Origin of the sequence: Streptomyces sp. NPDC058964 (assembly GCF_042741275.1) — a bacterium.
In the GTDB taxonomy this organism is placed as follows: domain Bacteria; phylum Actinomycetota; class Actinomycetes; order Streptomycetales; family Streptomycetaceae; genus Streptomyces.
Genome location: NZ_JBHYKH010000035.1, coordinates 9,513 through 30,092 on the forward strand (window position 1 = coordinate 9,513; position 20,580 = coordinate 30,092).

Genomic DNA, 20,580 nt, shown 5'->3' on the forward strand with positions numbered 1-20,580 from the left:
GCCCCTTTCTACCTCGGGCTTCACGTGGGGGAGCGGCCCGAGCATCCTGTGTTAGTGGGGGGGCCGCCCCCCGACCGAGCAGGGCCCCCTGGGCCGCGCGACCGAGCGCTTCTTCCTTCCCCTCCTGAAGATCATCGTCCCGGACATCGTGGACTACCACCTGCCCGAGGCCGGGGGCTTCCACAACTGCGCGATCGTCTCGATCGACAAGAAGTACCCCAAACACGCCCAGAAGGTGATGCACGCGGTCTGGGGCGCCCACATGATGTCCCTGACCAAGCTGATCGTGGTCGTCGACGCCGACTGCGACGTCCACGACCTGCACGAGGTCGCCTGGCGGGCCCTCGGCAACACGGACTACGCCCGCGACCTCACGGTGGTCGAGGGCCCCGTCGACCACCTCGACCACGCCTCCTACCAGCAGTTCTGGGGTGGCAAGGCGGGGATCGACGCGACGAAGAAGTGGCCCGAGGAGGGCTACACCAGGGACGGCGGATGGCCGGACATGGTCCTCTCGGACCCGGATACGGCGGCCCTGGTGGACCGCCGCTGGAAGGAGTACGGCCTGTGAGCAGCGCCTCCGCCGCGATCCCGCAGCCGGGACGCACCAAGGCCTTCCTCCGGCTGGTGATGATCGAGCACTCGGTCTTCGCCCTGCCCTTCGCCTACATCGCCGCCCTGACCGCGATGTTCCAGATGGACCGCAACGTCCACTGGGGCCGTCTGCTCCTGGTCACGGTCTGCATGGTGGGCCTGCGGACCTTCGCGATGGCGGTCAACCGGATCATCGACCGCGAGATCGACGCCCGGAACCCGAGGACCGCCCACCGCGAGCTGGTGACCGGCGCGATGTCGGTGAAGCACGCCTGGACGGGCGCGCTGATCGCCGTGGTGGTCTTCCTCGGCTCGGCGGCCCTGCTGAACCCGCTCTGCCTGGCCCTGGCCCCCGTCGCGGTGATCCCGATGGTGGTCTACCCCTACGGCAAGAGGTTCACGAACTTCCCGCAGGCCATCCTGGGTCTGGCCCAGGCCATGGGGCCGGTGGGCGGCTGGCTGGCGATCACCGGGGAATGGTCCTGGGACGCGGTGGTCCTCGGCCTCGCAGTCGGCATCTGGATCGGTGGCTTCGACCTGATCTACGCCTGCCAGGACGTCGAGACCGACCGCGAGATCGGCGTCATGTCGGTCCCGGCCCGCTTCGGCATCCCGGCCGCCATCCGGGGCGCGCGGGCGTGCCACCTGATCACGACGGCCCTGTTCGTCTGGTACGCCGTACTCACCGGCGCCGGCGCGTTCTTCTGGCTGGGCCTGCTGATCGTCGCGGGCGCGTTCGTCTACGAGCACACGATCGTGCGCCCGCACGACCTGTCCCGGCTGAACAGGGCGTTCTTCAGCGTCAACGGCTTCATCGGCATTGCCCTGTTCGTGTGCGCGCTGCTGGATCTCCTGGTTCGGGGTCTGACCGTCTGAGTACGGTGCGGCCTACCATCGAGTGCAGGACTCCAGGGAGGCCAGCGTGACCGTCTCGGGCATCGATCGCCTGCACTCGCAGCTCAGCAAGCTTGAGGACATGTTCCCCGGCTATGTGACGGAGATCGTCGAGGGCAGCATCGTGATGAACCCGGTCAGGCCGTTCCACGGGAGGACGATCCAGCGCTTGTGGGCGATCGTCGAGGAACAGCTCCCGGCCGGCTGGGCTGTGGTGAGCGACGTGGCGTTTCCCTTTGACGACGCCTACGAGTTCTGCCCGGACATCGCGGTCATCCCGGCCGAGGCGGAGGCCGGGAACCGCAGCGCCTACTCGCCGGATCTCATCGAGTTCGTCGCGGAGGTGGTGTCCCCGGAGAGCATCCGACGGGACTACTAGGTGAAACCCCGGTGGTACGCCTCCCGGGGCATTGCCAACTACCTCGTCCTCGACCCGCTCAAGGGTCACGTCGTGACCATGTGGAACCCCGGACCCGACGGCTATCTGGGCCGCGACACCATCCCCTACGGCCCCGAAATGACCGTGGTCTCCCCTCTCGGCAAGCTCACTGTGCCCACCTCGCGTCTCCCCGTCGATCCCACGGCGGCCCACCCGGCCTGAGGAGCGGGCAGCACGCCGGTACGCTCAAGGTGTGAACGCAGGAGAAACGCAGCGCGTGCCTTGGATCGTGGGGGTGTCCGGAGCATCGGGGACGCCGTACGCCGCTGCCGTGCTGCGGGCGCTGATCGATGCCGGGGAGAGCGTCGACCTGGTCGTGTCCCGTGCCTCCCGGCTCACCCTGCTCGACGAGACCGGGATCTCCTTCCGGGACGCCCACTGGCAGGCGGACCTGCGGGAATGGCTGGCCCGGGGAGCGGACGGGAAGCCCGGGACCTTCGACGTGGACGTCGAGAGGGTGCGGTACTGGAGCGCGGGGGACCTCGCCGCCGGGCCGTCCTCGGGGTCGTACCCCGCCAGGGGGATGCTCATCGTGCCCGCCTCCACCGCCTGTGTGGCCGGTGTCGCGCTCGGACTGTCGAAGGACCTGCTGCAGCGGGCGGCGAGCGTCACCCTGAAGGAGCGCCGCAAGCTGGTCGTGACCGTTCGGGAGACCCCGCTGAACGGTCAGACCCTGCGGCACCTGGTCGCCCTGGACGACGCGGGCGCGACCGTGGTGCCGGCCTCCCCGGCCTTCTACGCGGGCGCGACCCACATCCAGGACCTGGTGGACTTCGTCGCCGGACGGGTCCTCGACGCGGCCGGCGTCGAGCACGGCCTCTACCGCCGCTGGGAGGGTGAACTCGGCGGCGGAACCCGTGCGGAATGATCATCATCTGAGCAAGTCGCAGTACCTCTCATCACTTCGGGAACTTTTTCAGCGGAAGGCTTCGATCGCATGGACGCGGTGGACAGGCAGCTCATCCAGGCCCTGAGGGAGAACGGCCGGGCCTCCTACGCGGAGCTTGGGCGCCTCGTCGGTCTGTCGGGACCCAGCGTCACCGACCGCATCAACCGGCTGGAGGCGGCCGGTGTCATCACCGGCTACCGCGCCACCGTGAACGCCGCCTCCCTCGGCCTCGGCGTCATCGCCCTGATCGGCATCTCGCTCTCCGACGCCGCCGACCACGAGGACGTGGCCCGCAGGCTGAAGGACCTGCCGGAGATCGAGGACTGCTGGTTCATCGCGGGCGACGACTCCTTCATGCTCAAGGTGCGCTCGACGGACGTGGACGGGCTGGAGAAGACCATCCGGCGGCTGAGCGGGACCAAGGGAGTCTCCCGGACCCGTACCACGATCGTGCTGTCCACGAAGTGGGAGAACCGTGTCGGCGATCTGCCGGACGAGGTGTAGGCGCGGAGCGCCAGGTGGGGGCACCGCCCGCCCGAAGGGTGGGGGAGTACGGTTGGGCGAGCTGTCGTAGAAAGGTGTTTGGCATGGACGTCGGGCTCAAGCGCGAGCTGGAGGAGAAGGTCCGCTCCGGTGAGCGGCTGACCCGCGAGGACGGCATCGCGCTGTACGAGTCGGACGACCTGGCCTGGCTGGGCGGTCTCGCGCACGAGGTGCGGACGCGGAAGAACGGCGACGTCGTCCACTTCAACGTCAACCGCCACCTCAACATGACCAACGTGTGCACGGCCTCCTGCGCCTACTGCTCGTTCCAGCGCAAGCCGGGCGAGAAGGACGCGTACACGATGCGCATCGAGGAGGCCGTCAAGCTCGCCAAGGCGATGGAGTCGGAGAACCTCACCGAGCTGCACATCGTCAACGGCCTGCACCCGAACCTGCCGTGGCGCTACTACCCGCGCTCCCTGCGCGAGCTGAAGGCGGCGCTCCCGAACGTCTCGCTGAAGGCGTTCACCGCGACGGAGATCCACCACTTCGAGACCATCTCCGGGCTGAGCGCCTCCGAGATCCTCGACGAGCTGATCGACGCCGGCCTGGAGTCCCTCACCGGCGGTGGCGCGGAGATCTTCGACTGGGAGGTCCGCCGGCACATCGTGGACCACCGGACCCACTGGGAGGACTGGTCCCGGATCCACCGCCTGGCGCACGAGAAGGGCCTGAAGACCCCGTGCACCATGCTCTACGGCCACATCGAGGAGCCGCGGCACCGCGTCGACCACGTCCTGCGCCTGCGTGAACTCCAGGACGAGACGGGCGGCTTCCAGGTCTTCATCCCGCTGCGCTACCAGCACGACTTCGTCGACATGAAGGACGGCAAGATCCGCAACCGCCTCCAGGCGCGCACGCAGATGGCGACGGGCGCCGAGGCACTGAAGACCTTCGCGGTCTCCCGTCTCCTCTTCGACAACGTCCCGCACGTCAAGGTCTTCTGGGTGATGCACGGCGTGCAGACCGCCCAGCTCGCCCTGCAGCACGGCGCGGACGACATGGACGGCTCGGTCGTCGAGTACAAGATCACGCACGACGCGGACAACTACGGCACGCCGAACAAGCTGACCCGCGAGGATCTGCTGGACCTGATCCGCGACGCCGGCTTCCGCCCGGTGGAGCGCAACACCCGCTACGAGATCATCCGCGAGTACGACGGCCCGGACCCGCTGCGCCGCGAGTCTCCGCAGCCGATGCGCGTCTGACGTGACGCCGGTGGCCGGGTGACGTGACGCCGGTGGCCGGGTGACGTGACGCCGGTGGCCGGGCGGGTACCCGTCCGGCATGACCGTCACCAGGGCGCCCGAGGACGCCTACACCGCGGAGCCCTTCGTCCCCGACCGGGGGGGTCTCGCGGCGCTGCGCAGGGCGGCCGCCGGCTGCCGTGGCTGTCCCCTGCACCGGGACGCCACCCGGACCGTGTTCGGCGAGGGTGCGGCGGACGCGCGGATCATGCTGGTCGGGGAGCAGCCGGGGGACCAGGAGGACCGGCAGGGCAGGCCCTTTGTCGGGCCCGCCGGAAAGCTGCTCCGCCGGGCGCTGGCGGAGGCGGGGGTCGACCCGGGCGAGGCGTACGTCACCAACGCGGTCAAGCACTTCAAGTTCTCGCGGGACGAGCCCCGCAAGCGCCGTATCCACAAGGCGCCGACCCTGCGTGAGGCGACTGCCTGCGGGCCCTGGCTCGCCGCCGAGCTGGCCGTGGTCGAGCCCGAGCTGGTCGTGGTGCTGGGCGCCACCGCCGGGAAGGCGCTGCTCGGCTCGTCGTTCCGGGTGACCGAGGTGCGTGGGACGGTGCTGGAGCGGGAGATCCACGGGCGGACGGAGAGGCTGGTGCCGACCGTGCACCCGTCCGCGGTGCTCCGGGCGCAGGACCGGGAGGGGGCGTACGAGGGGCTGGTGGCGGATCTGAAAGTGGCTGCCCAGGCGTTGGGGTAATGGGTAGCATTCGCCCATGCCCCTTACTTTCACTCTGGACCCCTCCGTCACCCCCGCCCTTCGTGACGGCGTCCTCGGCCTCTGGGCCGATGTGTCCAACGCCGGCGGGGCGGTGGGCTTCGTGACGCCGGTCGCTCCGGAGGAGATACGTCCGGAGCTGGTGAAACACCTCGCGGCGATGGCCGAGGGGCGCACCCGGCTGCTCGTCGGGCACGACGAGGCGGGAGAGGTGGCCGCGACCGCGTTCTTCTCCTTCAACACGCACCGGCTGATGCGGCACTGGGTCTGGCTGTACACGGTGATGGTGCACCCGAGGCACCAGGGCAAGGGGTACGGCCGCGACCTGCTGGCGGCCGCCGCCGACGCGGCCCGGGGCTTCGACGGAATCGAGGCCGTACGGCTCACCTGCCGGGGCGGCCTCGGCCTGGAGCGGTTCTACGGCTCCTGTGGTTACAAGGAGGTCGGGCGGGTGCCGGGCGCGATACGTGTCGCTCCCGGCGACGACCGCGACGACATCTTCATGCTGTTCCCGCTGGCCTGACCCCCCTGCAAGATCGGGTCCGGAACGTGCTTCACTGGACGGTGCCCGTTTGTGGCGTAAGGACCGTTCGAAACGGAAGAGTGGATTGAGATGCTCCGCTACACGCTGATGCGCCTCGGAATCTTCGCGGGCTGCTTCGTGGTCGTCTGGGGCGCTGTCTACTCCGGCGTCTTCCCGCGCGGCTTCGGCGACTCCAACTTCCTGTGGATCCTTCTGCTGGCACTGGTGCTCTCGGCGCCGATCAGCTGGGTGGTGCTGCGCAAGGAGCGGGACCGGGCGTCCGTCCAGATCGTCGAGCGGGTCGACCGCGTGAAGGCCAACCTGGAGGCCAACCGCAGCCAGGAGGACGTGGTGGACGACGCGTCGCGGGCGCAGGGCCGGCCTTCCTAGGGACCTTCCCCGCGTGGGGTGGACCGGGGCCCAACTAGTCTTGCCCCATGGGTGCCGTGAAGACCAAGCGGATGCCGCGGGCGGTGCGCGAGCAGCAGATGCTCGACGCCGCCGTACGGACCTTCGGCCAGCGGGGGTACATGGCCGCGTCGATGGACGAGATCGCCGAACTGGCGGGCGTGTCCAAGCCGTTGGTGTATCTGTACCTCAATTCGAAGGAAGACCTGTTCAGGGCGTGCATCCGGCGTGAGGCCAAGGCGCTGACGCAGGCGGTACGGGACGGTGTCCGGCCGGGGCTGCCCGCGGACCGCCAACTCTGGGACGGGCTGCAGGCGTTCTTCGCGCACACCGCCGAACACCCCGACGCCTGGTCCGTGCTGCACCTCCAGGCCCGCACCCACGGCGAATCCTTCGCCGCCGAGGTCGCCGCGATGCGCGAGGAACTCGTCGCCTTCGTGACCCAGCTGACCGTGGTCGCCGCGCGCGCGGCCCGCCCCCAGGCTCTCGGCTGCGCTCGGACAAGGAGGCACCCCCAGGATCCCGACCTGTCCGAGCGCGAGGTCGCCGGGCTGGCCGAAGCCCTCGTCGGCGCCGCCGAGTCCCTCGCCGCCTGGGCCAACGCCACCCCCGGAGTCACGGCCCGCCACGCCGCGGCGACCCTGATGAACTTCGCGTGGGCGGGCCTGGGCAACCTGATGGAGGGCCGCTCCTGGTTCCCGCCCGCCACCGCCGACTAGCCGGGCCCCGGGCGGCCCGGCGACGGGTCACCGGTCCGCCCGCGTTCACCCGGCGAGCGGACGCACCTCGCCGGACACGTGGACGCGCCCGCCGCCGCGCAGTTCGAAGCGGCCCGTGTCGTCCGCCGCGTAGCGCACCGTCCCCGGCAGCAGCACCGGAGTGCGGAACTCCGCCCGCACCAGCGCCGCCCCGGGCGTGCCGTGCGCGGCGAGGCAGCGGGCCACGGTCCACATGCCGTGCGCGATGGCCCGGGGGAAGCCGAAGAGGCGGGCGGTGAGCGGGTGCAGATGGATCGGGTTGCGGTCCCCGGACGCGGCTCCGTACCGCCGCCCGACGTCCGCCGCGATCCGCCACTCGGCGACGGCGGGCAAGGGGTCGCGCCGCTCCGGGGCCGCCGTCTCGGGCGCCTCGGAGCCGGTCCGGTGCCGGGCGAGATAGGTGCTCCGTGACTCCCACACGGCATTCCCGCCGCACCGCACCTCGGTGACGACGGCCGCCTCCGTGCCGCGGCGATGCGGCTGAAGACCGGCGACCCGCACGGCGAGTTCGTACTCCCCGGTGGCCGGGAGCGGCGAGCGCCGGGTGATCTCGACGGAGGTGTGGACCAGGCCGAGCAGCGGCAGCGGAAAGTCCCGGCCGCTCATCAGGCGCATGGCCAGCGGGAAGCCGAGGACGTGCGGATAGGTGACCGGCAGCGCGTCGTCGCCGGTGGCGAAGCCGCATGCGCGCTCGTAGGCGGCGAGCCGGGACAGGTCGACGCGGACGCCGGGCAGCACCAGCCGGGCGCGCGGGAAGCCGGCGTCCGGCCGGGGCCGTTTGAACGGCGAGTGCAGCGCACCGCGGGCGAGCAGCGGCGCGAGGGCGGGGGAAGCGGTGAGCAGGACGGCGGACATCAGGCCCCCAGCAGGCTCTGGCCGCAGACCCGCACGGCCGGCCCGTCGACCCCGCCGGAGGCGGGATGGGCGAGCCAGGCGGTGGTCTCGGCGACATCGGCGGGCCGCCCGCCCTGGGCGGGCGAGTTCATACGGCGCCCCGCCTCCCGGATGAGGAAGGGGACGTCGGCGGTCGTCCTCGCCTCGAGGAAGCCGGGCGCGACCGTGCCGGCGGTGAGGTGGGGCAAGGGGCCGGTGTGCGAGGGGGGCCGGGGCGACCAGCGCCTGATTCCGGCGGGTCGCGGAAGTCCGAGCCGGTGGGTCAGGAATCGGCCGGGCGCGGTGCCGGGGAAGCCGGGGTAGCGGTCAGCCATGTCTCCAACTCCCGCACGACTGGGTCGAAATTGCTTACTCTGAAGTAATGTTACTCGAGGTAAGCCTATGTCACAGCGGGGGAGTGGGGGTGCGGCGGGTGCCGTTGAGCAGACATTCGCGACGCAGACCCGAACGTTCCTCACGTAATCCGCGAGATTGCACAGCCCCGTCCCCGGACCATCCCCGAAACCGCACAAGCCCGCCACAGAGGCGCCGTACGATCACCTGCCTGAACCGGCGGTAACCCCTTATTGGTACCGGCCGCTGAACGCCTCGGTGCGCGAGGCACGTACGACATGCGGCAAGCAGTGGCCGCTGCACGCCCGAGGAGCCGCCCGTGTCCACCCCCCACCCGTACGCCCCCGTCTCCTCCGGCGCGACGGTCTCGGCGACCGACTACGACGGCGTGCCGGTCCTCGTGGAGCCCGAGACGCGCCGCCTCGACGGAGCCGTACGCGAGGCCTCCGTACCGCCGTTCGCCCCGCCGGTGACCCATGGATCGCTGGCCGACCTGCCGTTCGACAACGCGCACGCGGAGCCCGGCGCGGTGGTCCTCAGCCGCAGGACGCCGAACGGCGGCTGGGAGGACGTGACGGCGGCCCGGTTCGCCGAGCAGGTCATGGCCGTGGCCAAGGGCCTCACAGCCGAGGGGCTGGTGCCCGGCGACCGCATCGCCGTCATGGCCGACACCACGTACGAATGGACCCTCCTCGACTTCGCCGCATGGGCGGCAGGACTCGTCACGGTCCCCGTCTACCCGACCTCGTCGGTCTTCCAGACCCGCTGGATCCTCCAGGACTCGGGCGCCGTGGCCCTGGCCACGCAGACGTCCGCCCAGGCGGCCGCCATCGGCCCCGAACTCGAACGCCTCCCGGACCTGCGGCACATGTGGGTGATCGAGAAGGGGCACGTGGACCGCCTGGCCGAACTCGGCGCGCTGGTACCGGACTCCGAGGTCGGCGTACGCCGGGGCATGCTGGGCCCGGACACGCTCGCCACCCTCATCTACACCTCGGGCACCACCGGCCGCCCGAAGGGCTGCGCGCTCTCGCACGGCAACTTCTTCGCCGAGGTCGACAACGCGATCGAACTCCTCTACCCCATCTTCAAGGCGAAGTCCGGCGAGGAGGTGTCGGTCCTCCTCTTCCTGCCCATGTCCCACGTCTTCGGCCGGATGGTCGCGATCGCCTGCGTCCGGGCCGGGGTGCGGCTCGGCCACGCCCCCAGTCTCAAGGCCGAGGACCTGCTCCCGGATCTGGCGGCCTTCCGGCCGACCTGCCTGCTGACCATCCCCTACATGCTGGAGAAGGTCTTCAACACCGCACGTGCCAAGGCAGAGGCCGGCGGCCGCGCGTCCTCCTTCGACCGGGCGGCATCGGTGGCGCGGCGCTACGGCGAGGCGCTGGAGGCCCAGCAGACGGGTACGGGCAACGGTCCCAGCCGCTCACTGAAGGCCGCCCGCACCTTCTACGACCCCCTGGTCTACCGCCGCATCCGCGCGGCGATGGGCGGCCGCGTCAAGTACGCCATCTGCGGCGGCAGCCCGCTGGGCCGCCGACTGGCCGCGTTCTACGCCGGCGCCGGCATCGAGATCTTCGAGGGCTATGGCCTGACGGAGACGACGGGCGCCTCCACGGTGACCCCGCCCCTGAAGCCCCGGCTCGGCACGGTGGGCTGGCCGCTGCCCGGGACCAGGGTCCGCATCGCGGCCGACGGCGAGATCCTCATCGCGGGCGACCATGTGCTGCGCGGCTACTGGGACCCGCAGGCGGGCGGCGTGGTCCCCGCGACGCGCGACGGCTGGCTGCCGACCGGCGACATCGGCGAGCTGGACGACGAGGGCTATCTGACGATCACCGGCCGCAAGAAGGAGCTGCTCATCACGGCGGGCGGCAAGTCGGTGGCCCCCGCCCCGCTGGAGAACTGGCTGCGCTCCCACCCCCTGATCTCGCAGTGCATGCTCGTCGGCGACGCCCGCCCCTACGTCACGGCCCTGTTCACCCTCGACCCCGACGGCATCACCCACTGGCGCCAGATGAACGGCAAGCACCCCGTCCCGCCGGAACTCCTCGTGGACGACGCCGAGTTGCGGGCGATACTGCAGCGGGCGGTGGACGAGGCGAACCGGCTGGTGTCCCGCCCGGAGTCGATCAGGAAGTTCACGGTGCTGCCGGTCGACTTCACCGAGGCGGCCGGACATCTGACCCCTTCGATGAAGCTGCGCCGGGAAGCGGTCATGCGCGACTTCGTGGCACAGGTGGAGGGGCTGTACGCGTAGGGGGTGTGCGGCGCCGAGCACCGGGTTCATCCGACCGCCCCAGACCGCTTAGCCCATCTGGCCCCATCTGCCGGTGCAGATCACGGGTCCGGGAGGCCTCCCGTGCTTCCATCGCGCCAGGAGGCATATTGACATGGCTGACGACCGACAGCAGCACATCCCACCCAGCCCTACCACGTCCAGACGCCGCATGCTGGCCACCGCCGCGCTGGCTCCCGTGCTGACCGTGGCGAACGCGGCGGCCGGGCCGATTCCCCCCGCCCGCGCCGCAACGGCCGCGGCGGCGTCCGAACCGCTTCCCGTCCCGGTCCAGCCGGTGTTGACCGCACTGGCCGACTGGTCGGACGTGGGCGCGGCCCTCGGCGCGCCCGGCGACATGAAGCGGTACATGTACCACACGGGCCTGCCGCGCCAGGACCTCGACGTGCACACCCGCGGCATCAGGGTCAACCCCGCGCTGGCCCTGGGCACCCATGTGTCCTTCGTCCGGTACGCGGACGGCAGCACGCTCCTCATGGGCGACGTGGTCGTCACCGAGTGCGAACTCCAGCCGTTCAGCGACGCCCTGCACGAACACGGGATCCTGCAGACCGCGATCCACAAGCATCTGCTCGCCCAGAGGCCCGACATCTGGTGGTGCCACGTCCACGCCCACGGCACCGACCCGGTGACGGTCGCCCGCGGCCTGCGCGCCGCCCTGGACCGCACCGCCACCCCGTTCCCCACGACCGCCACGACCTCCTCCTCCACCGTGCCCGTGGACCTGGACACCGCGGCCATCGACGCCACGATCGGGGTCAAGGGCGGTGTCGACAGCGGCGTCTACAAGAGCACCTTCATCCGCAGGGAGACGATCACCGACGGCCACCTCGTCCTGCCCCCCGGCCTGGGATCGACCACCTCGATCAACTACCAGCCCCTCGGCCGCGGCCGGGCCGCGATCAACGGCGACTTCGTCATGATCGCCGGCGAGGTCCAGGACGTCCTCGCCGGGCTCCGGCGCGCCGGAGCCGAACTCGTCGAGGTCCACCACCACAACCTCACCGACGAACCCCGTCTGTTCTTCGTCCACTACTGGGCCGTCGGCGACGCCCTGGCACTGACGAGGGGCCTGCGCCCCGTCGTGGACGCCACCAATGTCGTGCCGATGCCAGGGGCAGGTGCCTGATGAGCATGAGCATGAGCGACGAGCCGGTCACCTGCCCGTTCGACTACAGCGAGGCACTCGACTTCGATCCCGAGCTCGCGGCCATCATGGAACGCGACTCCCTCTCCCGTATCCGGCTCCCCTACGGCGAGTCCGACGCCTGGCTGGTCACCGGCTTCCGCTCGGTCCAGCAGGTCACCTCCGACCAGCGCTTCAGCCGGGCGAACATCATGGGCCGCGACTATCCGCGGATGACGGCGGAGCCGATCGTCTCCCGCGAGTCCATCAACGTCATGGACCCGCCGCACAGCAGCCGGGTACGGCGTCTGGCGTCGCAGGCGTTCACCCAGCAGCGGGTCGACGGGATGCGGGAGCGGATCGTCCTGCTCGCGGACTCCCTGCTGGAGGAGATGGCCGCGCAGGGATCGCCGGCGGACCTGGTGCAGCACCTGTCGAACCCGTTCCCCCAGCACACGATCCTCCACCTGCTCGGGATCCCCCGGGACGAGTGGCCCAGGATGCGCGAACAGGTCCACCGGCTCCTGGTCACCGACGAGAACAACAGGGAGACGGCGGCCAAGGTCAAGACCGACCTCACGGACTACTTCGGCGCCATGGTCGAACAGCGCCGCCGCACCCCCGGCAACGACATCATCAGCTCGATGGCCGCCGCGCGGGAGGGCGAGGACCAGCTCGACGACAGGGAACTGGCCGTCATGGCCCTGACCCTGGTGCTCAGCGGGCAGGACACGGCGACCTGCCAGATCAGCAACATCGTGTATCTGATGCTGACCCGGCCCGAGCTGGCGGGCTACCTGCGCCGGCGCGCGGACGACCTGACGAACGCCATCCACGAGATGCTCCGGTACATCCCGTTCCGCAAGGGGGTCGGCATCCCCCGGGTGGCGCTGGAGGACGTCGAGATGGACGGGGCGAAGATCCGGGCGGGCGACTTCGTCCACGTGTCGTACCTGGCGGCCAACCGCGACCCGGCACGCTACCCCGAGCCCCATGTCATCGATCCCGACCTGCCGGGGCGCAGCGCCCCGCACATGACCTTCGGCTGGGGCGGCCACCGGTGCATCGCCGTCCCGCTGGCCATGGCGGAGCTCGAAGTGGCGATCGAGCGGCTCCTGGAGCGGTTCCCCGGGCTGCGGCTGGCGGTGGCGCCGGAGGAGGTGCGCTGGGACACCGAAACGATCCGGCGGTTCCCCCTCGAGCTGCCGGTGGCCTGGTGAGCTGAGGGGCGGTGGGGGTCCGGGCCGGACGGCACCGGACCCCTCAGACCGCCCGGGCGCGGGTGCTCTCGACGACGGTGTCCGCGAACGCCCGCGCCGGCGGGCCGAGCGCGTCCCAGCGGCGGACCGCCCAGCCGACCGGCAGCGGGCGCAGCCCGGGCAGCGGGACCAGCCGGAGCCTCCCGCCTCCGGGCACGGCGAACCCCGGTACGGCGGGCACGACCGCGCGGCCCACACCGAGTTCCGCGAGCAGCAGGGCCGTGTCCCAGTCGGCGACGCTGGTGTCGTACGTGAAGCGCGCCCCCGACTCCGCGCACGCGGTCTCCAGATGGGCGGCGGACGCGGAGTTCGGCGGAAGCCGGATCAGACGCACGTCCGTCAGCTCGCCGGCGGCCAGGGACGACCGTCCCGCCAGCGGATCGTCCGCCCGCACCGCCAGTACCCAGGGCAGTTCCACCACCGCCCGCTGCTCGATCCCGCGCACCGGCGGACCGAGCGTGATCCAGGCGAGGTCGAGGGTGCCGTCGGCCAGCGCGTCGAAGCTGCCGCGCCCGGAACTCACGGTGCGGAACTCCAGGTTCACCCGGGGATGGCGCCGCCGGAAGGTGACGACCGCGTCCGACATGAAGTGCCGTACGGTCGTCGCCCCCGTCGCCACGCGCACGTACCCGCTGTGCCCGTCGACCAGGTCCCGCAACTGCCGTACGGCGAGGTCGAGTCCGGAGATGCCCTCGGCGGCCGCGGCCTCGAGTATCCGTCCCGCCTGTGTGGGCACGACCCCGCGGGGCTGCCGCTCCAGCAGGGCCACTCCCGTCTCCCGCTCCAGGCGCTTGACGTGCTGGCTCACGGCCGACTGCGTGCACCCGAGATCGCGGGCCACCGCGCTCAGGCTCCCGGCCCGGCAGACGGCCACGAACACACGGAGATCGTCCAGGGTCACAACACCCAAGCTATCACTTGGAGTTGATGACAAATCCCAAGGATTGACTGGACCGCGGGGTGAGTACGAAGCTCTTCTCCGGGCCCAGGCGGCAACCCGCTCCTCCCCCGGGAAGAGGAGCGGGTGCCGACCACACCTGCCGAAGGGACACGGCACATGGACGACCGGGCGACGGTTCGAGCGAGGGAATTCCTGGGACAGTCGGGCGCCGGCGCCGTTCCGCACCCCGGTGGCACCCTCCTCGCGCACCTCGACCGCGTACACGACCGGCTGGCCGGCTGGGGCGCCCGCCCCGCCCTCAGGCTCGCAGGCCTGTGCCATGCCGCGTACGGCACCGACGGCTTCCCGTCCGCGCTCCTTCCGCTCGACCGCCGTCCCGAGCTCAGGACCGTGATCGGCACCGAGGCCGAGGCGATCGTGTACTTCTACGCGAGCTGCGACCGCAGGGCCACCTATCCGACCCTCACGGACCACAACTCCCGCTTCCACGACCGCTTCACCGGCGGCGCCCTGCTTCCCGCGCCCCGTCTGCTCCGCGACTTCACCGAGCTCACCGCGGCCAACGAACTCGACCTCGTCCACCGGGACCCCGCCTTCCGCGAGAGGCACGGCCCCGCCCTCTTCGGCCTGTTCACCCGGTTCCGCCCCCTGCTGAGCGAACCCGCCCGGCGGGACTGCCTGGCCGGGTCGGCCGGCGCCTAGCTCACCTGTCCGAGCCGGCGGGCGATCAGGAAGGCCTGCGGGGTCGACTCGCCGAGGCCGGTGTCCGCCTCGCGCACCGTGCGGGACAGCAGCGCGAAACCGGCCCCGGCCAGCAGGTCCGCCATCGGCTCGGGGCGGCGCCGCTGGAAGTCCAGCGCCACGGGGTGCCCCCAAGGCTTGTCGAGGCGGCGCGGCGCGTCGCCGACCTGGAAGCCGAGCAGGAGGTGGCCGCCCGGGGCGAGCACACGGTGGAACTCGGCGAAGAGGGCGGGCAGCCGGTCCACAGGTGTGTGGATGGAGGAGTACCAGCTCACGACTCCGGCCAGCTCGCCGTCCGGAAGGTCCAGGTCCAGCATCGAGCCCCGCTCGAAGCGCAGGCCCGGGTTCTCGCGGCGGGCGATCGCGAGCATCGACTCCGACAGGTCGAGCCCGAAGACCGACAGCCCCAGGGCGGCGAGGTGCGCGGTGGCCCGGCCGGGGCCGCACCCGAGATCGGCCACCGTGCCGGCGGTGCCGACCAGTTCGGCGTACGCGCCGAGCACGGCCCGCTCCAGCGGCCTGGCGGCGAGATCATCGCGGAACCGTTCGGCGTAGTCGTCGGCGATCGCGTCGTAGAAGGTGCGGGTGGCGGTGAGGAAGTCGGTGTCGGTCATGGACGGGGACCGTAGCGAAGGCCACTGACAGCCCGGCCGCCTTCAGGCCACCCCGGCCGCCCGCAGCACCGCCGTGGTCCCCGCCGCGCCCAGCACCACCACCGCGAACGGCGCTCCCCTCCCCCAGGCTCTCGGCTTCGCTCGACCAGGGGGGACCCCCATCGCCAGTACGCCGCCCACCAGCACCCCGGCCGGCCGCGCCCACCCGGCGAAGCCCCCGGCCTCGGTCAGGGCACCGGTCGCCAGCAGCGCGACGAGCAGCACCACGGCCCCCGCCGAGGCCAGCCGCTGGACCCGGGCCGGGATCTCCACCCGGCCGTGCAGCACCGGTCCCACCATCCGGAAGGCGTACGTGCCCACCGCCAGCACCAGGATCACGGCCACCGTGGCGTTCATACGGCGGCCTCCCCATCGCGGCGGTGGAGGAACAGCCCGCACAGTGCCAGCAGCACCGGCACTCCGGGCGGCACGACGGGCGTCACCGCCAGCGCCACCGCGGCGCCGAGCAGCGCGGAACGCCGCACGGACGCGTCCTCGCGCAGGGCGGGCAGCACCAGGGCCACCAGTACGGCGGGGAAGGCGGCGTCCAGGCCGTAGCGGGCGGTGTCGCCCAGCGCGCTCCCGGCCAGCGCCCCGGCCAGCACCCCGGCGTTCCACGCGGCGAACAGACCGGCCCCGGAGATCCAGAACGCCCTGCGCCGCCGCGCCGGATCCGGCTGGGCGAGAGCGAAGGCGACCGTCTCGTCGGTGACCAGGTGCGCGCCCAGGAACCGGGTGAGCCGCCGCCGGCCGATGATCTCCGCGACCGCGAGGCTGAAGGCGGCGGTGCGGGTGTTGAGCAGCAGACCGGTGGCCGCCGCGGCCAGCGGGCCGCCTCCGGCGAGGAGCACGCCGACCGTGCTGAACTGGGCCGAGCCCGCGTACACCAGCAGCGACATCAGCACCGGCACCCACACCGGTAGCCCGCCCGCGACGGAGACGGCACCGAACGACACGCCGACGACGCCGCCGGCCAGCCAGACGAGCGAACTGTCGCGGACCAGCGGGCCGTACTCGGGTGTTCGGAGTAGCGAACGCATGTTTTCTACAATGGACAGTGAACGCCCTGTCCGTCAAGCCGAACGATCGTACCGATGGAGCGAACGACATGTCCGAGGCCCCCGCCCGGCTCCCGATGGAGTGGATCGCCGGGTCCCTCAAGCGCGAGCGGACCCGCAACGGTTTGTCCCTGTCCGAGCTGGCCAAGCGCGCCGGGATCGCGAAGTCCACGCTGTCCCAGCTGGAGGCGGCGAGCGGTAACCCCAGCATGGAGACGATCTGGGCGCTGGCGGTGGCCCTCGGCGTGCCCTTCAGCGCGCTCGTGGAGCCGCCCGCGCCCGCCGTCCAGGTGATCAGGGCCGGCGCCGGGCCGACGGTCCATTCGGAGCAGTTCAGCTATCTGGCCACGCTGCTGTCCGCGAGCCCGCCGGGCGCGCGCAGGGACATCTATTACGTCTGGCTGGAGCCGGGGACCGTAAGGGATTCCGAGCCGCACATTCCCGGGACGACGGAGCACATCGTGGTCTGTGAGGGGACCGTGAAGGCCGGGCCACGCGGCGAGGAGGCCGAACTCGGGCCCGGCGACTACATGTCCTACCGCGGGGACATGCCGCACGCCTACGAGGCGCTCACCGCCGGAACGAAGTTCGTACTGATCATGCAGCACATGTGAACGGCAAATGAACGGAAAAGGCAGGAGCCCCGTCGCCTGACGGCGCGGGGCTCCTTGGGTACTGCACTCAGACTGCGATCAGATTCGTCGCTATCAGACGGGGGTGACGTTCTCCGCCTGCGGACCCTTCGGACCCTGCGTCACGTCAAAGCTCACCTGCTGGTTCTCCTCGAGGGAGCGGAAGCCGGAGGCGTTGATCGCGGAGTAGTGAACGAAGACGTCGGGGCCGCCGCCCTCCTGGGCGATGAAGCCAAAGCCCTTTTCGGCGTTGAACCACTTAACGGTTCCGGTAGCCATAAGCCCTCCTTGGGCTCACAAAGGGTTGCCCTGCTCCAGAACCTGCAAGTGTGAAAACGATGCCGCACAACTGCATATGTCTGAAAACGACGAGAGCCCGCGGTCACATGCTCCGCAGGCTCTGTACTGCAAGGGAAACCAAACTGCAACTTGCGGCGAGCCTAGCACGCGGGCAGCCGAAAGCAATAGAGGGCAAGATCACGTCACCCGGATGTTTGAAGAGCCAGCGAGCCGGGTTGACGGTGGGGTCGGAGTCAGCACGGTACCCCATGGGGTCTAGTCTCGCGATGTGGACATTTCTCGCACCCGGCCGCGCGTCGGCCACATCCAGTTCCTGAACTGCCTGCCCCTCTACTGGGGGCTCGCGAGAACCGGCACCCTCCTCGACTTCGAGCTGACCAAGGACACACCGGAGAAGCTCAGCGAGCAGCTCGTGCGGGGGGACCTCGACATCGGGCCGGTCACCCTCGTCGAGTTCCTGCGCAACGCCGACGACCTGGTGGCCTTCCCCGACATCGCTGTCGGCTGCGACGGCCCGGTGATGTCCTGTGTGATCGTCTCGCAGGTCCCCCTGGACCGGCTGGACGGCGCCCGGGTCGCCCTCGGCTCGACCTCCCGCACCTCCGTCCGCCTCGCCCAGCTGCTGCTCGCCGAGCGTTACGGGGTACGGCCCGACTACTACACCTGCCCGCCCGACCTCAGCCTGATGATGCAGGAGGCGGAGGCGGCGGTCCTCATCGGCGACGCGGCGCTGCGGGCCAACCTCCTCGACGGGCCCCGCTACGGGCTCGCCGTGCACGACCTGGGCGCACTGTGGAAGGAGTGGACGGGTCTGCCGTTCGTCTTCGCGGTGTGGGCGGCCCGGCGCGACTATCTGGAGCGCGAGCCGGTGATCACCCGGCAGGTGCACGAGGCCTTCCTCGCCTCCCGCAACCTCTCCCTGGAGGAGGTCGGCAAGGTCGCCGAGCAGGCGGCCCGCTGGGAGGCCTTCGACGAACGGGTCCTGGAGCAGTACTTCACCACCCTCGACTTCCGCTTCGGCGGACCGCAGCTGGCGGCGGTCGCCGAGTTCGCGCGGCGGGTGGGGCCGACCACGGGCTTCCCGGCGGACGTGAAGGTGGATCTGCTCCAGCCCTAGTCATTACGCTGCTGGGCAGCCTCAGGGGGAGGGGGACGCCATGCTGCCGCTCGGAGCCGACGAACCGACCGTCGTCGGGCCCTACCGGCTCCTCGGCCGGCTCGGTTCCGGCGGGATGGGGCGTGTGTACCTGGGTCGGAGCACGGGCGGACGCACGGTCGCCGTCAAGATCGTGCATCCGCACTTCGCGCTCGACGAGGAGTTCCGCGTCCGCTTCCGGCGCGAGGTCGAGGCCGCGCGCCGGGTGGGCGGCGCCTGGACGGCGCCCGTCCTGGACGCCGATCCGGAGGCCGCCGTGCCCTGGGTCGCCACGGCCTACGCGGCCGGACCGTCCCTCGCGGCGGCCGTCTCCGACGGCGGGCCGCTGCCCGCGCACTCCGTACGGGTGCTGGGCGCGGGCCTCGCCGAGGCGCTGGCGGCGGTCCACGAACTGGGTCTGGTGCACCGGGACGTGAAGCCGTCGAACGTCCTGCTGACCCTGGACGGGCCGCTGCTCATCGACTTCGGCATCGCACGGGCCACGGACGGCACCGCCTCGCTGACCTCGTCCGGTGTGTCGATCGGCTCGCCCGGCTACATGTCACCCGAACAGATCCTGGGCAAGGGGGTCACGGGCGCGGCGGACGTCTTCTCCCTGGGCGCGGTGCTGGCGTACGCGGCGACCGGGGAGCCGCCCTTTCCCGGTGACTCCTCGGCCGCCCTGCTCTACAAGGTCGTCCACGAGGAGCCGGAACTCGGTTCGCTCGACGGCGAGTTGCGGGAGGTGGCGGCCGCCTGCCTGACGAAGGAACCCGGTGCGCGGCCCACCCCCGCCGAGGTCGGCCGGCGGCTGGCCCCCGACGGGGCCGCGCGGCTGGTCGCGGGCGGCTGGCTGCCGGGAGCACTGGTCGAGCAGGTCAGCCGGAGCGCCGTGCGGCTGCTCAACCTGGAGACGGCGGAGGCGGTGCCGTCCGGTCCGGTCGGGTTCAGCAGTCCTTCGGTGGGCGGGACCCGGTCATCGGTGCCGGGACCCACGGCGGCACCGCCGGCCGGGGAGTTCGGGCCGGCGCCGGACATATCGGTGCCCGGGGCTCCCGGGGCCGCGCAGGGGACTCCGGCCGTCGCGCCGGGGCCGCCGACCGTCGCGCCGGCGGGCGCGGCGGGCGCGGCGGGGGGGCGCCCCCCGCGGGGGGCCGCCCCCCCGCGGACCCTGTCCGGGCGGGGTCAGAACGTGACGTCCGAACAGGCGTAGAAGGCGTTGCCGGTGTCGGCGATCGTCCAGACCGCGAGGATGACGTGATGACCGCTCAGGCCGGACGGCAGTGTGCCGCTGTGGCTGAGGGTGGCCGGCGGGCGCTGGCCGTTGTAGGGCACCGTGAGGAACGGTGTCGTGTCGAGGTCCGAGCGGGACAGGGCGTGGTTCTGGTTCCAGCCCTGTTTGGTGACGTAGTACTTGAAGTCGGTCGTGGCGTGCATGGCGGTGAACTGCCATCGGAAGGTGTAGCTCTGACCACCTGTCACCCTGGTCGTCGGCCAGGCCGCGCCGGACGGCGTCCGCGGCGAGCTGAGCTGGGCGAAGCGGCTCAGGCCGCCGTTGCACAGCTGGCCGTCGGCGGGGCCCGCCGCCGGGAAGCCCTTGGGGCCCTCGACGCTCTGCGGCTCCCACTGGATGTCGCCGCAGTTGGTCACGGTGCCGTTCTGGCAGAGCTTCTGCCTGCTGATGGGGAGGTCGGTGTAGCCGTGGCCGCTGGCGCCGCCGGTGGAGAGCACAAAGGCTCCGGCGGTCGCCACGCCCACCACGACTGCGGACAACATGGTCTTCGTGCGCATGCTGCCGCTCCTGGAGAACGTGGGGGAGGTTCACTGAGGCGTGCAGGTCTAGACCAAGTTTCAGATTATTGCCGCTAGTTGAACATGTCCATACCAATCACGGGGCCGCCTCCCCGCGCCCCGAGCAGAACGCCACCGTCAGGTCCCGCACCAGCACCTTGCGCTCGTAGTCGTCGAGTTCGACCAGCCCGCGCATGGTCAGCCGGGTCACCGTGTCCTCCACCGAGTCCACGACCGAGGTGAGCATGCTGGCTCGCTGCTGGGCGTCCAGCGCGGCGATCCGGCGACGGTGCATGGCGGCGGCGACCTCGGGGGCGTACTCCACCCGGACCGGCTGCACCGAGAACACCTCGAGACCGACGGGCGCCGGGGGGGGGCGCCCGCGCGCGCGTGCCCCCGCGGCGGCCCCCCCGCCCCCCCCCCCCCCCCCCGCCCCCCCCCCCCCCCGCCCCCC

At 71.4% G+C, this 20,580-nt stretch carries 21 protein-coding genes and 5 pseudogenes; 17 read left to right on the plus strand and 9 right to left on the minus strand.

Annotated features, from left to right (window positions below):
• Window positions 1-61: 61 nt before the first annotated feature.
• From ACFW2E_RS07095 to ACFW2E_RS07140, 10 genes and pseudogenes are all read left to right on the plus strand, one after another.
• A pseudogene (locus tag ACFW2E_RS07095) lies at window positions 62-571 on the plus strand (menaquinone biosynthesis decarboxylase); the annotation flags it as partial.
• Complete coding sequence (gene mqnP / locus ACFW2E_RS07100; protein WP_384462628.1) at window positions 568-1,470, plus strand: menaquinone biosynthesis prenyltransferase MqnP; 903 nt, start codon at window positions 568-570, stop codon at window positions 1,468-1,470. The pseudogene ACFW2E_RS07095 and the gene mqnP, both read left to right, overlap by 4 nt.
• 46 nt (window positions 1,471-1,516) lie before the next feature.
• A pseudogene (locus tag ACFW2E_RS07105) lies at window positions 1,517-2,089 on the plus strand (Uma2 family endonuclease).
• Window positions 2,090-2,144: 55 nt separating this feature from the next.
• Window positions 2,145-2,795 carry a UbiX family flavin prenyltransferase gene (locus ACFW2E_RS07110; RefSeq protein WP_384462681.1) on the plus strand — a complete coding sequence of 217 codons (651 nt, stop codon included), beginning with the start codon at window positions 2,145-2,147 and terminating at the stop codon, window positions 2,793-2,795.
• Between the two features lie 69 nt (window positions 2,796-2,864).
• Window positions 2,865-3,320 carry an Lrp/AsnC family transcriptional regulator gene (locus ACFW2E_RS07115; protein WP_384462631.1) on the plus strand — a complete coding sequence of 152 codons (456 nt, stop codon included), beginning with the start codon at window positions 2,865-2,867 and terminating at the stop codon, window positions 3,318-3,320.
• A gap of 83 nt (window positions 3,321-3,403) precedes the next feature.
• Window positions 3,404-4,567, plus strand: coding sequence for an aminofutalosine synthase MqnE (gene mqnE / locus ACFW2E_RS07120; protein WP_384462634.1), 1,164 nt, complete (start codon window positions 3,404-3,406; stop codon window positions 4,565-4,567).
• 79 nt (window positions 4,568-4,646) lie between these two features.
• The gene (locus ACFW2E_RS07125; RefSeq protein WP_384462637.1) at window positions 4,647-5,297 is read left to right on the plus strand and encodes a UdgX family uracil-DNA binding protein; all 651 of its coding nucleotides are present in this window, start codon (window positions 4,647-4,649) and stop codon (window positions 5,295-5,297) included.
• Between the two features lie 16 nt (window positions 5,298-5,313).
• Window positions 5,314-5,838 carry a GNAT family N-acetyltransferase gene (locus ACFW2E_RS07130; RefSeq protein ID WP_384462640.1) on the plus strand — a complete coding sequence of 175 codons (525 nt, stop codon included), beginning with the start codon at window positions 5,314-5,316 and terminating at the stop codon, window positions 5,836-5,838.
• Window positions 5,839-5,928: 90 nt separating this feature from the next.
• Entirely contained in the window at window positions 5,929-6,228 is a 300-nt protein-coding gene (locus ACFW2E_RS07135; RefSeq protein WP_384462643.1) for a DUF4229 domain-containing protein, read from the plus strand.
• Between the two features lie 47 nt (window positions 6,229-6,275).
• The gene (locus ACFW2E_RS07140) at window positions 6,276-6,965 is read left to right on the plus strand and encodes a TetR/AcrR family transcriptional regulator (protein ID WP_384462646.1); all 690 of its coding nucleotides are present in this window, start codon (window positions 6,276-6,278) and stop codon (window positions 6,963-6,965) included.
• Between the two features lie 45 nt (window positions 6,966-7,010).
• Here the strand turns inward: ACFW2E_RS07140 and ACFW2E_RS07145 are convergent, their stop codons facing one another.
• Together ACFW2E_RS07145 and ACFW2E_RS07150 are read right to left on the minus strand one after the other, a co-directional pair.
• Window positions 7,011-7,859 (minus strand): MaoC/PaaZ C-terminal domain-containing protein, encoded by an 849-nt coding sequence (locus tag ACFW2E_RS07145; RefSeq protein ID WP_384462649.1) that lies wholly within the window; start codon window positions 7,857-7,859, stop codon window positions 7,011-7,013.
• Window positions 7,859-8,068 (minus strand): annotated as a pseudogene (locus ACFW2E_RS07150) (short chain dehydrogenase); the annotation flags it as partial. The gene ACFW2E_RS07145 and the pseudogene ACFW2E_RS07150, both read right to left, overlap by 1 nt.
• A 551-nt stretch (window positions 8,069-8,619) precedes the next feature.
• Here ACFW2E_RS07150 and ACFW2E_RS07155 point away from each other — a divergent pair.
• From ACFW2E_RS07155 to ACFW2E_RS07165, 3 genes are all read left to right on the plus strand, one after another.
• Window positions 8,620-10,491 (plus strand): AMP-dependent synthetase/ligase, encoded by a 1,872-nt coding sequence (locus ACFW2E_RS07155; RefSeq protein WP_384462684.1) that lies wholly within the window; start codon window positions 8,620-8,622, stop codon window positions 10,489-10,491.
• Window positions 10,492-10,624: 133 nt separating this feature from the next.
• Complete coding sequence (locus ACFW2E_RS07160) at window positions 10,625-11,659, plus strand: DUF1259 domain-containing protein (RefSeq protein WP_384462651.1); 1,035 nt, start codon at window positions 10,625-10,627, stop codon at window positions 11,657-11,659.
• Window positions 11,660-11,664: 5 nt separating this feature from the next.
• Entirely contained in the window at window positions 11,665-12,876 is a 1,212-nt protein-coding gene (locus ACFW2E_RS07165; RefSeq protein ID WP_384462654.1) for a cytochrome P450, read from the plus strand.
• Window positions 12,877-12,919: 43 nt separating this feature from the next.
• Here the strand turns inward: ACFW2E_RS07165 and ACFW2E_RS07170 are convergent, their stop codons facing one another.
• Window positions 12,920-13,816, minus strand: a complete 897-nt coding sequence (locus tag ACFW2E_RS07170; RefSeq protein WP_384462657.1) for a LysR family transcriptional regulator — start codon at window positions 13,814-13,816, stop codon at window positions 12,920-12,922.
• Between the two features lie 156 nt (window positions 13,817-13,972).
• Here ACFW2E_RS07170 and ACFW2E_RS07175 point away from each other — a divergent pair, with 156 nt between their 5' ends.
• On the plus strand, window positions 13,973-14,518 hold the full coding sequence (locus tag ACFW2E_RS07175) for a DUF6817 domain-containing protein (protein ID WP_384462686.1): 546 nt from the start codon (window positions 13,973-13,975) through the stop codon (window positions 14,516-14,518).
• On the opposite strand, the gene ACFW2E_RS07180 is transcribed toward ACFW2E_RS07175, so the two are convergent.
• Genes ACFW2E_RS07180 through ACFW2E_RS07190 form a run of 3 tightly spaced genes read right to left on the minus strand, consistent with a single transcriptional unit; the run spans window position 14,515 to window position 16,250 of the window.
• Window positions 14,515-15,171, minus strand: coding sequence for a class I SAM-dependent methyltransferase (locus ACFW2E_RS07180; RefSeq protein ID WP_384462660.1), 657 nt, complete (start codon window positions 15,169-15,171; stop codon window positions 14,515-14,517). The two genes, ACFW2E_RS07175 and ACFW2E_RS07180, sit on opposite strands and share 4 nt — an antisense overlap.
• 42 nt (window positions 15,172-15,213) lie before the next feature.
• The gene (locus ACFW2E_RS07185) at window positions 15,214-15,567 is read right to left on the minus strand and encodes an AzlD domain-containing protein (RefSeq protein WP_384462663.1); all 354 of its coding nucleotides are present in this window, start codon (window positions 15,565-15,567) and stop codon (window positions 15,214-15,216) included.
• Entirely contained in the window at window positions 15,564-16,250 is a 687-nt protein-coding gene (locus ACFW2E_RS07190; RefSeq protein WP_384462666.1) for an AzlC family ABC transporter permease, read from the minus strand. Before ACFW2E_RS07190 ends, ACFW2E_RS07185 begins: the two co-directional genes overlap by 4 nt.
• 68 nt (window positions 16,251-16,318) lie before the next feature.
• Between ACFW2E_RS07190 and ACFW2E_RS07195 the strand changes: the two genes are divergently transcribed.
• Window positions 16,319-16,882, plus strand: coding sequence for a helix-turn-helix domain-containing protein (locus ACFW2E_RS07195; RefSeq protein WP_384462669.1), 564 nt, complete (start codon window positions 16,319-16,321; stop codon window positions 16,880-16,882).
• Between the two features lie 93 nt (window positions 16,883-16,975).
• Here the strand turns inward: ACFW2E_RS07195 and ACFW2E_RS07200 are convergent, their stop codons facing one another.
• Window positions 16,976-17,179, minus strand: a complete 204-nt coding sequence (locus ACFW2E_RS07200; RefSeq protein ID WP_003992177.1) for a cold-shock protein — start codon at window positions 17,177-17,179, stop codon at window positions 16,976-16,978.
• 289 nt (window positions 17,180-17,468) lie between these two features.
• Between ACFW2E_RS07200 and ACFW2E_RS07205 the strand changes: the two genes are divergently transcribed.
• Window positions 17,469-18,317, plus strand: coding sequence for a menaquinone biosynthetic enzyme MqnA/MqnD family protein (locus ACFW2E_RS07205; protein ID WP_384462673.1), 849 nt, complete (start codon window positions 17,469-17,471; stop codon window positions 18,315-18,317).
• Window positions 18,318-18,357: 40 nt separating this feature from the next.
• A pseudogene (locus ACFW2E_RS07210) lies at window positions 18,358-19,512 on the plus strand (serine/threonine-protein kinase); the annotation flags it as partial.
• Between the two features lie 8 nt (window positions 19,513-19,520).
• Here ACFW2E_RS07210 and ACFW2E_RS07215 read toward each other — a convergent pair.
• Both ACFW2E_RS07215 and ACFW2E_RS07220 read right to left on the minus strand, forming a co-directional pair.
• Window positions 19,521-20,126 (minus strand): lytic polysaccharide monooxygenase, encoded by a 606-nt coding sequence (locus ACFW2E_RS07215; protein ID WP_384462675.1) that lies wholly within the window; start codon window positions 20,124-20,126, stop codon window positions 19,521-19,523.
• 97 nt (window positions 20,127-20,223) lie between these two features.
• A pseudogene (locus ACFW2E_RS07220) lies at window positions 20,224-20,580 on the minus strand (SPFH domain-containing protein); the annotation flags it as partial.

What these genes read in the sequence shown, in the direction of transcription:
- ACFW2E_RS07165 (WP_384462654.1), top strand. Translation starts at nt 11,665, where the DNA reads ATGAGCATGAGCGACGAGCCGGTCACCTGCCCGTTCGACTACAGCGAG.
- ACFW2E_RS07175 (WP_384462686.1), top strand. Translation starts at nt 13,973, where the DNA reads ATGGACGACCGGGCGACGGTTCGAGCGAGGGAATTCCTGGGACAGTCG.
- ACFW2E_RS07190 (WP_384462666.1), bottom strand. Translation starts at nt 16,250, where the DNA reads ATGCGTTCGCTACTCCGAACACCCGAGTACGGCCCGCTGGTCCGCGAC.
- ACFW2E_RS07215 (WP_384462675.1), bottom strand. Translation starts at nt 20,126, where the DNA reads ATGCGCACGAAGACCATGTTGTCCGCAGTCGTGGTGGGCGTGGCGACC.
- ACFW2E_RS07135 (WP_384462643.1), top strand. Translation starts at nt 5,929, where the DNA reads ATGCTCCGCTACACGCTGATGCGCCTCGGAATCTTCGCGGGCTGCTTC.
- ACFW2E_RS07125 (WP_384462637.1), top strand. Translation starts at nt 4,647, where the DNA reads ATGACCGTCACCAGGGCGCCCGAGGACGCCTACACCGCGGAGCCCTTC.
- ACFW2E_RS07180 (WP_384462660.1), bottom strand. Translation starts at nt 15,171, where the DNA reads ATGACCGACACCGACTTCCTCACCGCCACCCGCACCTTCTACGACGCG.
- ACFW2E_RS07140 (WP_384462646.1), top strand. Translation starts at nt 6,276, where the DNA reads ATGGGTGCCGTGAAGACCAAGCGGATGCCGCGGGCGGTGCGCGAGCAG.
- ACFW2E_RS07130 (WP_384462640.1), top strand. Translation starts at nt 5,314, where the DNA reads ATGCCCCTTACTTTCACTCTGGACCCCTCCGTCACCCCCGCCCTTCGT.
- ACFW2E_RS07160 (WP_384462651.1), top strand. Translation starts at nt 10,625, where the DNA reads ATGGCTGACGACCGACAGCAGCACATCCCACCCAGCCCTACCACGTCC.
- ACFW2E_RS07185 (WP_384462663.1), bottom strand. Translation starts at nt 15,567, where the DNA reads ATGAACGCCACGGTGGCCGTGATCCTGGTGCTGGCGGTGGGCACGTAC.
- ACFW2E_RS07195 (WP_384462669.1), top strand. Translation starts at nt 16,319, where the DNA reads ATGTCCGAGGCCCCCGCCCGGCTCCCGATGGAGTGGATCGCCGGGTCC.
- mqnE (WP_384462634.1), top strand. Translation starts at nt 3,404, where the DNA reads ATGGACGTCGGGCTCAAGCGCGAGCTGGAGGAGAAGGTCCGCTCCGGT.
- ACFW2E_RS07145 (WP_384462649.1), bottom strand. Translation starts at nt 7,859, where the DNA reads ATGTCCGCCGTCCTGCTCACCGCTTCCCCCGCCCTCGCGCCGCTGCTC.
- ACFW2E_RS07200 (WP_003992177.1), bottom strand. Translation starts at nt 17,179, where the DNA reads ATGGCTACCGGAACCGTTAAGTGGTTCAACGCCGAAAAGGGCTTTGGC.
- ACFW2E_RS07115 (WP_384462631.1), top strand. Translation starts at nt 2,865, where the DNA reads ATGGACGCGGTGGACAGGCAGCTCATCCAGGCCCTGAGGGAGAACGGC.